Below are 12,859 nucleotides of genomic sequence, written 5' to 3'. Positions count from 1 at the left end.
GTGCGATCTCTCGGTTTTGGGACAGTGGGGTGAGAGACAGTGGGGTCTGGGTGTGTTGTTGCTGGTGGGTGGCGGTTTCGGGGTGTGGGGCCACTGTCTTGGGCGTGAGAGAACCGTGGGGCATTGCTGTCTTGGGGCGTTATTGCATGAGGGGTGACGCTGTCTCAGTTTCGTGAGTTCTGATCCACTGGCCGGTGAGTGATTGGTCTGCTCGGGGGTGTGGATGAGGGAGAGCAGGGCCCGGTCTTGGAGGCGGCGGGTGGGGTTTTGCCGGCTGTGTCGGTTCGGGCGTTGCGGGGGCCGGCGGTGCGCCGTCTGCTGGCCTTGCGGCGGGAGGGGAAGCTCACCACTGGGCAGGTGAGGTCGGCGGCTGCTGTGCTGGGGGTACGGGAGCGGGCGGTGTGGCGGTGGCTGGCGGCCGCCGAGCGGGATGAGGCTGCGGCGCGGGCACCGGGGGAGCGGGCCGCGTATCCCGGGCGGTTCACAGTTACTGATGAGGTCCGGGCTCTGCTGGGGCTGTGGAAGGGGAACGTCGCGGCGGTGCATCGTGAGCTGACCGCTCGCGCGGCCAGGGGCGAGGGCGAGTCTCCCCCGTCGATCCCGACGCTGCACCGGGCGATCCGCCGTGATCTGACGCCGGGGGAGCGGGCCGGACTTGCGGGTGGGGAGCGGGCGGCGCGTAGGCACGATGTGTTCCTGGCCCGGCCGCGGGGCTGGCGCAACCAGGTGTGGGAGACCGACCACATGCAGGCCCCAGTGCTGGTCGATGTCGATGGCAAGGCCCGCAGGCCGTGGATCACCTGGTTCACCGACTGCGCCACCAACGCGGTCACCGGCGTCGCGGTCACGCCGGTGCATCCGTCGCGGGAATCGGTGCTGGCCGCGCTGCGCTCCGCCGTCCTGCGTGAGGACCCCTACGGCCCGTTCGGCGGCGTGCCGGAGAAGGTACGGGTGGACCGTGGCAAGGACTTCTTGTCCAGGACGGTGACCGCAGCGTTTGATCTCCTGGACGTGGCGGTGGAGGACCTGCCCGCCTACACCCCCCACCTCAAGGGCACCGTGGAGGGCCTGAACCGGGCGGTGGAGAGCATGTTCCTGGCCTCGCTGCCCGGATACGCCCGCCAGCCGCGCCCCGGCAAACGCCCCTCCCGGTCGAAGGCCGAAGTGCTGCTGGGCTTCGAGGACTTCACCACCCAGTTTCTGGCCTGGACGCTCTGGTGGAACACCGAGCACCGCCCGGCGCCGTTGCGGGGCAGGACTCCGCTTCAGGCGTGGCAGGACGATCTCACCCCGCTGCGGGACGTGTCGGCCGCGGATCTGTGGACGTTCACCCTGGAGGACGCCGGCACTCGCACGCTGACCACCCGCGGCATCCGCTTCAGGAAACGCGACTACGTGGGGCCGTGGATGACCGGTCAGGCCGGCATCCGGGTCAGGGTCCGGTTCATGCCCCACCACGACCACCGCATCGAGGTCTACCACGCGGCCACCGGCCGCTACCTGGGCCCCGCGGACCTGGCCGACCAGGCCACCGAGGAACAGGTCAGTGCCGTACGAAGGGCGCGGTCCGCTCGTGCACGCCGTCTGAAGAAGGACCTGGAGGCCTCGCAGCGCGAGCGCTACGCCGCCGCTACCCAGGCCGAGCCTCCCCGGCGGCTCGGCGCGCTGACCGGTGCGCAGGCCGAGGCCGAACTCGCTCAGAGTGCCGACGTCGGCCTGTCGCAGCTCGCGCTGCCCGACGTCGTTCCGCCCGCCGCGCCCCCGGCCGACTGGCGCACCCCGGCTTCTCTGGCTGCGCTGACCACGCCGGCCCGGTCCGCCCCGTGCCCGTCCGGCCGTGACGACGCTTCCGCCCTGGACGGCCGCGACGGGCGGGCCGCACCTCCCACTACCGATGAAGACGGAGACGCCTCGTGACCGCGGCCACCTACCAGTACGTCGACCTGCCTGACGCATCCGTGGTCACCACCCGCGCCCTGCTCACTGCCCGGGAGAACATCACCGACACGGTCGCTGCCCGCGCGATGATGTGCATCCACGGCGGCGCCGGCTTCGGCAAGACCCTCGCCGTCAACACCTGCCTGCGCGCACTCGAACCCGCCGGCGAGGACGTCCGTAAGATCACCTTCCGGGCCCGGCCCACCGCCCGCGCGGTGCGCTACGAACTGTTCACCGCGCTCGACCTGGCAGGCGAGCCACCGCGCCACCCCAGCGAGTTCGACCGTCTGCTGAAGACGGCCCTGGCCGAACGCCCCCGTACCTTCCTCGTCGACGAGGCCCAGTGGCTCAACGGGGAGGCGTTCGAATACTTCCGCTACCTCTGGGACGAGCCCTCCACCCAGCTCGCCATCATTTTCGTCGGTGGCGCGGGCTGCCACACCGTGCTGCGCCGCGAACCGATGCTGTCCTCCCGTGTCTTCATCTGGCAGCAGTTCACCCGACTCACACCCGCCGAGGTCCTCGAGGTGATCCCGCTGTTCCACCCGGTCTGGGCCGACGCCGACCCCGAGGACATCACGTTCGCCGACAGCCACGCCGCGCACGGCAACTTCCGCGCCTGGGCCCAGCTGACCGCCCACACCCGCACCGCCCTGGCCCGCACCTGCCGCCCGCGCGTGGACCAGGAGCTGCTGCGCTGGGCCTTCAGCCGCCTCGCCTGACCACACCGTCCATGCCTCCCGCCCCGCCGCTGCCATCCGTCACCGTGGTTCTCGACCGTCACGACGACACGCTGCACACGCACACCGCTCTGGCCGCCCACCATCCGCCGTCCGGCCGGATCACCCTGCACCCCGGCCCGGGCACTACCAGCGAAACCGGCCTCGCCCACGACCTTCTCGTCGCCCTGGGCAAACCGCCCCTGCTCCCGGGCCGCTTTCCCGGCGGCCGTCAGCCCGTTTGGGAAGCCGCCACTGCCTGGTTGACCGCTCTGCCCGTCACCCGGCTGACCGTCCTGCGCGCTCACCGCCTCACTGCCCGCCGCACGATGCGCCTGCTGCAGCTACAGACCCTCACCGGTATCCACCTGACCCTGGTCTGCCACCGCCCTCACCTTCCCGCCGCCCTGCACCAGGCCCTGCAGACGGCCGACTACTCCCTCACCGCCGACATCGAGGCCGCCCGCCGCCACTACTACGGCACGCCTGTCACCGAACCCCCGCCCCTAGTTGAGCCCGCCGCGCCGGCCAGCCGGTGGCTCACCCTGCCGGCACTGGACCGCCTTGTCTCCTACGACAGCCCCTGCCCCTGCGCCGACCCGTGCGCGCCACCGCCGATCGCCTGGCGGCACCGCCCACCACCCGTGCCTCTCACCGCGCTTACCGCCCAGCGCATCGCCCACCGGCTGCACGCGGCGACCGCACACCCTCGCCTGGCCGCGGCCGTCGCTGCCGCACTGTTCACCGGCGCCTCCCTCCAGCAACTCGCCACCGCACGCCCCCGCGACTACGACGACGCCGCGGCCACGCTCGCCCTGCACGACCGCGCCCGCTACACCGACGGCTGCGCCGCCTACCCCGTACCGCCCTGGGCCGGCGTCTTTCTGCGGGCCGCGGCCTGCTTCACCCGGCTGGTATCCGGCGAGGACCATGAGCTGCTCGCCGCGCCAGGTGACCGCGGGCACCTGCTGCGCATGGCAGAGGCGGCCAGACTGCGCCCGCCTCAGCCGCCCACAGCTCACCGCAAAGACCCGGTCGGCCGTGTGGAGTGGGACTGGCGCGAGCGGCAGGAAGCCGAGAGGTGCGAAGCGATACCGGCCAAGCGCGCCAGGCCGTCGCAACGCTGACCGCCCTGCAGTGCTCGCTCGATGGGCCAGGCTCAGCCGATCGAGAAGTCGGCGAACTCGACGTCGCTGAAAGCCACATGCAGACCATGGGCGCGGCGGCCCCACTCGCGAAAGTAGGCGTGCCCCAGCGCACGGGCGAGTATCACCGTCTGCTGCTGCTCGCCCGCGTCGGCATCCCGAGCGGCGAACAGCTCCCGGGCTACCTCTCCCGGCAAGTCCTGAGTGATCCACCGCACCCGCGGATCGTCCGAGGACCCCGCAGGAGCCGCGAATCCAAATCGCGCACGGGTATGGAAGACGAAGCCCTCCGCCTCTGCCTGGGCACGCCGACGGGCCCGTACCCGGGGCTGCCACCGAGCCAGAACCGCTTCCTCGATCGCCCGGACCTGCAGCGGACCCGGCGGACGACGCGCTCCTGGCTTCTTCGTCACCCACCGCTGCACGGTGCGCTGCGAGACCCCCAGCATCGTGGCCACCTTCCGGGTGGAACCCCGGTTCCTCGCCAGCAGAAAACGTAGGCGAGCCTCAGTGCTTGAGGGAATGGGCCGGGTGCGCAACGCGCGCTCCAGTCCCTGCTCGATCTGTCCCAAGTCCGCCTCCCTAACTGGCCCTAACAAAGCCTTTGGACGTGGCGGTGGGTGATCAGGCAGACGGCGAGTCCGAGGAAGGCCTCGTGGATGTCGTCGCGTCGTTCCCACCGGATCCGCAGGCGGCGGAAGCCGTGCAGCCAGGAGATCGTCCGCTCGACGACCCAGCGGAAGGTACCCAGACCGGTGCCGTGCGGTTGCCCCCGCTCCGCGATCGCGGGCCGGATGCCGCGCTGCCGCAGGAGCCGGCGGTACTTGTCGTGGTCGTAGCCGCGGTCCGCAAAGAGCATGTCGGGCCGCCTGCGCGGCCGGCCCACCACTCCGGCCACTGGCGGGATCTTGTCCAGCAACGGCAGCAACTGGGTGACGTCATTGCGGTTCCCGCCGGTCAACGACACCGCGAGCGGAATCCCTTGGCCGTCGGTGATGACGTGGTGCTTGCTGCCCGGACGTGCGCGGTCGACCGGGCTGGGTCCGCTTTTGGGCCCCTGCGAGCGGCCCGGACGTGGGTGGGGGTGCCCCCGGCGAAGCCAGGGGGAGAGTCGATCACCGCCCGGGACCAGTCCAGCTGGTTCTTCGACCGGAGCTTGTTCAGCAGCAGCTGGTGCAGCTGGTCCCAGACGCCGGCTTCGTTCCAGGCCGCCAGGCGGCGCCAACAGGTCATGCCCGAGCCGAAGCCGAGCTCCTGGGGCAGGTACTCCCACTGGATGCCGGTGTGCAGCACGAACAGGATCCCGCACAGGGCCTGCCGGTCGGGCACCCGGGGCCGGCCCTCGACCTGCTTCGGTGGTGGCTCGGGCAGCAACGGTTCGATGAGCGACCACAGTTCGTCCGACACGATCCACGGCCGCGACTGACGCTTCCCCATGACCACATCAACGAACGATCAAGCCGACAGTCACATGATCAAACAGCTTTTGTTAGAGCCAGTAAGCGATCAGCCCGCACGGCTGGCGCCCTCACAGTCGGTAGCGTCAGTTCTCCCGCATCGCCCGCCCCTGCCTGCCAGTTTTTGCATTCTCGGGACAGCGCCGGATGACGCAGGCTACGAGTCCCTTGGGGGCACCGGCGACAAGCTGGCGGCGCGCGTCAGGGCGGACGTCGCCGACACCCCGGTGCTGTCCTTCGATATCGAGTCCCATCAAGGTATGAGGCCGAAAAGTCCCGCCGGATGGAGGCCTGGACTGTCCGGATGCCGCATCCATCCAGGCCGGGTGCTCCTGAGAGGGCCGGGGCGGCCAGGCGGAGTCGGAGAGGGGCGTCGTGCCGGACAAGGCCACACCAATTCCGTAACTGGTGCGACGCGTTGTACGTTCGCTGCGATGCGCCGGCGCCATCGTCGGTTTCGAGTGTCGTTGTCGGCGGGATGCGTGAGACTGCCCATGTGTTGATCGGTTTCCTCTTCGCGGTTACCCCGTGGTTGGCCGTGGTCGGAATGGCGCTGTTCCTCTTTCCTGGACCAGTTCAGCGTTGGGGCTTGGCGTCTTTGGAGCGCTTCGAGCGAGGGCGTGCCGACTCGGGGGTGCGTCGAGCTGCTCCGCTTCTGACGCAGATGCTGCTGCTGCCACCACGAATACGAGACCGGGTCGGCGGCCACGGCTTGACGCCTGGGTATGTCGTGCGGTGGTGGCGTGCCCGGCCTCTGACCGGGCCGTTCAAGTTCCTCCGATTTGTGCTCCTGTTGTACATCGTGGGGCACATCGACGATGTGGCCGACTGGGAGAATCTGCGGTGGAGTGCGGACCCGGGACCGCACCCCGGTGTGATGCAGGCGCTGCTCAGCAGCTTGGCGGGCATGCCGACGACGGTTGCTACCTGGGACTCCTCCACGATCAGCAGAGTGTCGGCGCTCTTGCTCACGGCCTTGATCCTGATCGCCGAGGTGCGGTTCATCAAGCGCGTGAATCTGACCAGCTCTGGCAGCGGCGCGACACTTGCCGCCTACGACTTGGAGGTCCTCACTGGCCGCGCGGACGGGGAGAGTGTGCTCGTGGAGGACCGGCGCTGTTGGCCGGTCGTTGCCCTGCTGACGGTCGCCGCCCAGTGCGCCACGGTTCTGCGGCGCTGGGAGGAAACCCAGCCGGACTGCCAGATCCCGCGCGTATCCGTGCAGCCGGTGGAGCACGTCATCTGGAGGGCTCACCGCACCCGACGCGCCAGGGCCAGACGGCACAACGAGCGGCAGTTCAAGGCCCATGCCGCCCTGGTGGTGGGCGCGCTACGGCGGGCCGAAGCGCAGCAGGACTCCAAGCCGGACCGCGCCCTGGAAGACCTCACCGTGATGCTCCTGACCATCGCCGAACGCTACGCCGAGGGCCGTGTCGATGACCTTCTCGACGCAGACCAACTCGCAGGCGTCACTCCGGCCGCACCGAGGGAGCGTTTGCGGGCAGTCGTGGTGGGGCTCACGGTCGTGCTGGTGATGGCCGGCGCGGCCGTCCTCGGGCTGCCCGATGCTGCCCTCATCCCTCTACTGCCGGTGGTGGTCCTCTTCGTCGCAGTCGTTGTCAACCGCGGGCGGATGCCAACACCAGGGCAGCTCACCGATCTGATCATCCCCCGGTGAGGCGGGAAACCGCGGATCAGCCCCCGTCCTGAAGCCCGACAGGGAGCCGCTCCGCGGTGTCTTCCTTCGGAAGATCCATGAAGACCGTGGCTGGACTCACCCGATGAGTGAGCGGAGCCCGGGGACGCTGACACCGGCTGCGGTCAGTCCGGCCAGAACGGCAGCAGCTACGGCACCGCCGCTGAGGAAGGTGAGCCCTCCGACGATCAGGCCGATGACGACCGCGATCAGAAGGACGACGGCCGTGTGGATCGTCAGGAACGGGGCCGGCCCTTGCGGCGTCGGCACGGGCGAACTCACTATTTCTCCCCAGAGGTTGATGATGTGACGCCCGCTCGTAAGTGTCCGTCCGAGCTCCACCCCACGGCCTGATTTCCAGGCTTCCCATGGCTGCGAAAAAATCTTGGAAAAGTCCGTGGGGTGGCCGTGGGGGGCGCACTTACAAGGGGTCGTCTCGGCGCCGGCCGCGGCGGCCCGGGAGCTTGCGAGTGGGCTGGCGCGGTTGGTGGTGAGCCGTCCCCTTGCACAGCTAAAGGGGGCGTGGACGACAACCGGAAGGGGAGGGCATGCAGGGCGACGGCGCGGGCGAGGAGGTCGCGGCCGCGCGCGCCCGCAACCTACAACCTGAAGACGGCCGGCCTGACGCCCGACGCCTGCTCGGCGCCCCCGTCACCTCGCAGGACCTACGCGCCATGAACGGCCGCCAGACCAAGGAGGCCCGCCGGCAGCAGGCGAGCATCGACCGCAGGCTGGCCGACGGGCGCCTGGTGGCTATGCTCGAGCAGGACGGCTTCCAGGGCCCCCTCTACGACCGGTTCGTGGAGGAGCTCGTCCGCTACGGGATCTCCGTCCTGCGCGGCTGGATGCACTCCGGCTACATCTTCGAACTGGTCGCCCAGCGCGGATTCGGCCTCAACCCGCACGAACTGGACCTGGAAGACCTAGCCACCGACAGCGACCTGCGCGAGGAACTGGCCACGATGACCATCGCCCGGGCTCTGCCGCGCTTTCGTCAGCAGGCCCTGGTCGACAAGGGATGGACTCCCGAGGGCGGAGCAAGCATCACTACCTACTTCATGGGGGCGTGTGCGTACGACTTCCCCAATGAGTTCCGCCGGCACCGGACCAGCGAAGCCCGGCAGCACCGCGCCCTGCGCCGAGAGAAGGAGCTCTACAGCCCGCCCGTCAGCACGATCAGCGTTGCCGAGGAAGTCCTGGGCAACCTGAGAGTCCTGGACGAACTCGGAGAGATAACCGATCCGCGTCTCAAGGCGGTCGTGGCCCTGACGCTGGACGGCTACTCACAGGAGGAGATCCGGGAGCTGGTGGACGCCACGACCGTCCGGGCCGTCGAAGGCCTGATGTACCGCTGGAGAACCAAAGCGAAGCAGAACAGGAGGGGGGACCGCGATGACTAGCCGGGACGACGAGTTCAACGCGCTGCTCAACGCGTCATCGCTGGGCACTGACGCAGCACGGCGCCTCAGGGAGCGGACCCCGCAGAGCACCGCCAAGGCCATCCGCACCATCACGCATCTGCGCAACACCATCGTGTACGGAACCGGACCCGTGACAGAGCAGGCCGTCACCGACATCCTCACCGCGCTCGGCTACCTGACCAGTGACGACGCAGGCCTGCAGAGGCTGCGCGACGCCGTGGATCGCCTTCGTGTCCACGAAGGGCCTGAAGCGCTGGAAGCTCTGCCCGAGGCCGTGGAAGCCCTCAGTCTCCTGGTTTGGGACGACCTCGACTCAACCACATCGCTGGAACTGCGTGCCGCGCTCACTGTCGTCGCCGCGCGCCTGGCGCTACAGGCCGACGCGCCCGTCCTTCTCACCGTGGCGGAGACCGCTTCTGTCATGCGGGTGTCGAAGCAGACCGTCTACCGGCTGGTGCACAGCGGGCACCTGCCGGCTGTCCGCACCGCTTCCGGAAAATCCTTCCGCATCCCCGAAGCCGCCGTACACGACTACGTGCGTGAGTCGTTCAAGGAAGCGCCGGTCGACCCACGCTGATCGCGAGGAGTCGCGTGAAACGACTTACGCGCCACCCAGGAGGTCACGCAGCGATGCTGCTCCGCGCCCGGGCAGGACGTGTCGACGCTGAAGAACCAGACCCAGCCGTACGGATTGCGTGCGCTTTCCGTACGCGAACCGCACGCTTTGCGTTCGAGCTGCGCACACTTCACGGAGCAAGCTTCAAGTGGGGCCGGGGCTGCGGCGGGCTACCTTCTTTCGTGAGGTTTTCTGCGGGGTGCCGGCCTTTTCCATCTGGCCGATGCTCCTCGTCGGGCTGCTTCGCGGCTTCGCTTTGCCCGTCCACGGCCGGTCCTTTTCCTGACGCGCCCAGCGATTCGCCAGGACAGTTTCCGGGACCGGCTACGCCCACTCCACGCCCAGCTCCCGCAGCGCGTCCCGCTGCTCCGCCGTGAGCTTGTCATGCCGGGTCTTGGTGTTGGAGACCCATACGCCCAGCCGCACCGCCACGGGCTTCGTCTCGCCGCCGACCGTGATCTCCTCGGCGTGCCCGCGGGGCACCGGGCGGTGGGCGCCTTCCCGTTCTACCCACTGGGCGAGGGCTGCCAGACCGCGCTGGAACGCCTGCTGCGCTTTGCTCGGGCCCTTCGCCGCGCCGGCCGCCGCCGGGGCCGCCTCCGCCGGGGCGGGAGACTGGGCCTCGAGCGGCTTGACGCCGAGCGTGGTCAGCCGTTCCTGCTGCTCGGTCGATAGCTGCTTCCAGGTGCCGGGCTGTTTCTGCCGCTTCAGCCAGCGTCCGATGTCGTCGCCGTCCATCAGCACGCCGGGTGCGATGTCGGGCAGCATCCCGTCGGCGTCGACCAGGTCGGCGAGGACGCGGTAGTGGCGTTGCCAGTCCAGGGGCCAGGGGCAGTTCCAGTCCGGATCGATCGCGGCGAGCTGTGCCGCGCGTACGGCGGCCCGCTGCAGGACCTTCCCGAGCCCGCCCTTCCGCCGGAGGTTGGCCATGTGTTGCCCGACCGGCACAGGGCCGCTGCCGGCCGGGTCGTCCCAGACGGCGTCCTGCCGGGGCGCGAGGTGCCCGGTGGCCCGCCGGTAGGCGCGGAACACGGCGAGTTTCCTCTCCCACGCCTCTTCGCCCGGTTCCCAGACCATCCCGGCCTCCGGCGCGTCCAGCAGCGTCTTGCGCCGCTCCTCCAGCTCTCCGGTCCGCAGGGCTTTGCGCTGCTGGTGGACCCATCGGCCAAGCGGGAACGCCTTCGTCGTCCCCACCTCGGCCTCTACGTCGTAGGGCACGGCGTAGAGGCCGGTGATCTCGTTCTCCTTCCGCCACCGGAGCAGGGCCTGGTAGCCCTCCAGCCACACCAGAGACTCCGGCCGGTAGACCCGGGTACGCAGGAACGCCGCGATCGTGGCGGCGTCGCGCGGGCTGGAGAAGTGGAGCAGCGCGGACTCGGCAGCGGCGTCGGTGTCGTCCTGCTCCTGGTCCTCGCCGTCGCCCGCGCCGCTGGCCCCGACGATCCGCCCGTCCTCATCGCGCTGGAGGTGGACCTTGCGCTTGCCGCTGGTGAGCGCGCGGGAGGCGAGCTGCTCGACCAGGCGCTCATCGTGCGAGCGCAGTCCCTGGAGCACGGCCACGAGGGGGCGGAACGAGGCGCTGGCGACCATGTCCTGCGGGTCCTCGCCAGGCTCCAGGAACACCGGCACGATGATCCTGGCCACCTTCGTGCTGCCGTCCTTGTTGAGCCGGAGCGCGCGGCCGATGTTCTGCACGATTTCCACCTGGGAGCCGCGGGTGTCGGCGAAGCAGACGGCCTCGACTCCCCGCTCGCCGGTGATGTCCACGCCTTCGCCGAGGACGCGGCAGCTGGCGAGGAAGGCACGGTGGACCCGGCGCCCGGCCGCGTCGATGCCGTTGGCGAACTGCTGGAGCACTTCGCGGCGCTCGGTCACGAGGTGGTCGCCGCACAGCCACGCCGACCACACCCGCTCCGGGGAGATGTGGCGGCCGTCCTCCAGCTCGTAGAACTCCGCGTCGATCGACGACGCCGGCAGCTCCTCCGCCTTCGCCAGGTCCTCGTCCGAGGCGTCGTTCTTGTAGAGCTCGGCCGCGGTCTCGGGCAGCTTCTCCGCGAACGCCGCGGCCTCTTCCACCTTCTGGTGGAACGTCATGACGGTGCGGAGGTTGTACGCCGCCGCGTGCTCCAGGAGCGCGGTCTGCAGGAGCGCCAGGCGCCGGCCACGCCGCGCCTCCTCCGACTCCCCAGAGACGGGGGAGGGGTCGCGGATTTCCAGGACGTCGATCTCGAATCCGGCGAGGATCTCGCGCTCGATCGCCTCCGAGAGCCCGAGCTCGGCGAGCCACGCGCCGTACGTGCCCTCCGGGTCATCGGCCATGGTCGCGATCTCCGCCTCCTGGCCCTCTGCGCCCTTCTGCGGGCGGGGCGCGGCGAGGATGCGTGGGGTGGCGGTGAGGTAGAGCCGGAAGTCGGCGGGGATCCGCTGGTTGTCGTGGATCGCGGCCCATGGACGGCCAAGATCACCGGCGGTTCCGTGGGCCTCGTCCACGACGGCGAGGTCGAACGGGGCCATCTGCTGGCCATACAGCCGCTCTCCGCCCGCCAGGGCGGCCTCCAGCGGCCCGCGAACCTTCCGTTGGCCCTCGGGAGCGTCGATGTCCTCGCGGTCGACCAGAGAGGCGTACGTGGCGAACACGATGACCGGCCCGGATCCGGCCCACAGGGCGAGCTGGATCGGGTTGGTGGTGGTCCGCACCCCCAGCTCCTTCAGCACCAAGTCGTTCTCCAGTGAACACACCGCGACCATCGGGGCGCGGTGACCCATCAGGCACCACGCCTGGGCGGTCTGCACGAGCAGGTCCAGAGTCGGTACGGTCACGAGGATCCGCCCGCCCGGAAAGCACTCCAGCGCGCACGCGGAGGCCGTGATCGTCTTCCCCGATCCGGTCGCTGACACGATCGTGCCCCGTGCCCCCTGAGGGGGCACGGATGACCTTGCAGGGAACCCCACCCACTTCCGGAACGCCGACTTCTGGTCGACCTGGTGCTCCCGGAGTTGAATCACCGGCATTCAGATGCCTTCCAATTTCCGAGTCGAAGATGACCCAGGTGACTTGCAGAATCCGCCCTGACAGCCTATTCCGACGGGCCGTGACATGTGGTCAGGATGCTTACGAGAACTACAGTTTAGGACGTTCATTGACTGAGAAGAGCATGGTCGAGAGACGAGCACCACATTAGAATCGTGGCCATGACTAACGATTTCTGCGAAGTCATGTTCCTTCCATCCTCCCAGTGCGACCACTGCCGTTCGGCACAGTCGAATCTCGCCCGAAGGGTGTACATCACGAAGGGGGGAAGCGTTTATCACCGCACCCCAAACTGCGAGGGCCTCAAGGATGGGCAACGGTACGCCCGGTGGAAAGGCCTGGAGGTCCACGACGTCGAGTCCGTCCCGCGCAGTGACGTCCAGGCCCGGCTTGGCGCGTGCGAAGTATGCCGCCCTGATCTGCCGTCACCTTCCCGGTAAGCACGACCTCCGAAGAGGGCATCCCGCGTTTCTACCAACGTTACATGTTGCATTGATCTGATGCAGCCCCTTCACTAGGACCCGACACAAACGAGCAACCCCCTCCCCGTAGCTGCCCGGGCCGAAGGCCCGTTGCCGGCACCGCGCAGCGGGGCCGGCCCCAGGGCGCGCAGCGCCCCCAGTGGCTGGAGCGCAGCGGAAGCAGCCTCTCGGGGCCGCAGGCCCCGCAGTCCCGGGAGCGCAGCGGACGGGACGTCATTCGCCTTGCGCAGCAAGGCGAATGAGCAGGATGCGTAGCATCCTGCCAGCGCTCACGCGGAGCGGGAGCGCAACACCCGCGCGCAGCGCGGGTGTTCGCTTGCCCATCGCGCAGCGATGGGGTACCCGCTCCGCGGG

Annotated in this window: 10 protein-coding genes; 6 read left to right on the top strand and 4 right to left on the bottom strand. The window is 69.4% G+C overall.

The genetic code is table 11. From position 1 onward, the window contains the following. The first annotated feature begins 306 nt into the window (after positions 1-306). Genes AMK33_RS39920 through AMK33_RS39910 form a run of 3 tightly spaced genes read left to right on the top strand, consistent with a single transcriptional unit; the run spans position 307 to position 3,784 of the window. Positions 307-1,917, top strand: coding sequence for a Mu transposase C-terminal domain-containing protein (locus tag AMK33_RS39920; protein WP_235618370.1), 1,611 nt, complete (start codon positions 307-309; stop codon positions 1,915-1,917). After that, on the top strand, positions 1,914-2,660 hold the full coding sequence (locus tag AMK33_RS39915; protein WP_073938129.1) for an ATP-binding protein: 747 nt from the start codon (positions 1,914-1,916) through the stop codon (positions 2,658-2,660). Before AMK33_RS39920 ends, AMK33_RS39915 begins: the two co-directional genes overlap by 4 nt. 44 nt (positions 2,661-2,704) lie before the next feature. Then, positions 2,705-3,784: a hypothetical protein gene (locus AMK33_RS39910; RefSeq protein WP_073938133.1), complete on the top strand. Its 1,080-nt coding sequence runs from the start codon at positions 2,705-2,707 to the stop codon at positions 3,782-3,784. 32 nt (positions 3,785-3,816) lie between these two features. On the opposite strand, the gene tpg is transcribed toward AMK33_RS39910, so the two are convergent. Next, positions 3,817-4,374 carry a telomere-protecting terminal protein Tpg gene (tpg, locus tag AMK33_RS39905; RefSeq protein ID WP_073938128.1) on the bottom strand — a complete coding sequence of 186 codons (558 nt, stop codon included), beginning with the start codon at positions 4,372-4,374 and terminating at the stop codon, positions 3,817-3,819. A gap of 20 nt (positions 4,375-4,394) precedes the next feature. Continuing rightward, a protein-coding gene (locus tag AMK33_RS39900) for an IS5 family transposase (RefSeq protein WP_167748623.1) occupies positions 4,395-5,239 on the bottom strand; the annotation gives its coding sequence in 2 pieces (ribosomal slippage) (positions 4,395-4,867 and positions 4,867-5,239; 846 coding nt in all). A gap of 516 nt (positions 5,240-5,755) precedes the next feature. Between AMK33_RS39900 and AMK33_RS44605 the strand changes: the two genes are divergently transcribed. Further along, positions 5,756-6,937: a hypothetical protein gene (locus AMK33_RS44605; RefSeq protein WP_235618369.1), complete on the top strand. Its 1,182-nt coding sequence runs from the start codon at positions 5,756-5,758 to the stop codon at positions 6,935-6,937. A 96-nt stretch (positions 6,938-7,033) separates the two neighbouring features. Here the strand turns inward: AMK33_RS44605 and AMK33_RS39890 are convergent, their stop codons facing one another. Then, the gene (locus tag AMK33_RS39890; protein ID WP_235618368.1) at positions 7,034-7,225 is read right to left on the bottom strand and encodes a hypothetical protein; all 192 of its coding nucleotides are present in this window, start codon (positions 7,223-7,225) and stop codon (positions 7,034-7,036) included. A 278-nt stretch (positions 7,226-7,503) separates the two neighbouring features. Between AMK33_RS39890 and AMK33_RS39885 the strand changes: the two genes are divergently transcribed. Both AMK33_RS39885 and AMK33_RS44600 read left to right on the top strand, forming a co-directional pair. After that, complete coding sequence (locus AMK33_RS39885; RefSeq protein ID WP_073938125.1) at positions 7,504-8,355, top strand: hypothetical protein; 852 nt, start codon at positions 7,504-7,506, stop codon at positions 8,353-8,355. A 385-nt stretch (positions 8,356-8,740) separates the two neighbouring features. Continuing rightward, positions 8,741-8,953: a helix-turn-helix domain-containing protein gene (locus AMK33_RS44600; RefSeq protein WP_073938131.1), complete on the top strand. Its 213-nt coding sequence runs from the start codon at positions 8,741-8,743 to the stop codon at positions 8,951-8,953. A 363-nt stretch (positions 8,954-9,316) separates the two neighbouring features. Here AMK33_RS44600 and AMK33_RS39875 read toward each other — a convergent pair whose 3' ends face one another. Further along, positions 9,317-12,004 (bottom strand): DEAD/DEAH box helicase, encoded by a 2,688-nt coding sequence (locus tag AMK33_RS39875; protein WP_073938124.1) that lies wholly within the window; start codon positions 12,002-12,004, stop codon positions 9,317-9,319. Between the last annotated feature and the right edge of the window lie 855 nt (positions 12,005-12,859).

The sequence above is a fragment of the Streptomyces sp. CB02400 genome, assembly GCF_001905725.1.
Taxonomy (GTDB): Bacteria; Actinomycetota; Actinomycetes; order Streptomycetales; family Streptomycetaceae; genus Streptomyces; species Streptomyces atrovirens.
The sequence above is the reverse complement of the archived record's forward strand: the minus strand, read 5'-3'. Positions and strand labels throughout refer to the sequence as shown.

Bases quoted from the DNA above. Each gene is read 5' to 3' on its own strand.
- AMK33_RS39885 (WP_073938125.1), top strand. From the start codon at position 7,504: ATGCAGGGCGACGGCGCGGGCGAGGAGGTCGCGGCCGCGCGCGCCCGC.
- AMK33_RS39875 (WP_073938124.1), bottom strand. From the start codon at position 12,004: ATGCCGGTGATTCAACTCCGGGAGCACCAGGTCGACCAGAAGTCGGCG.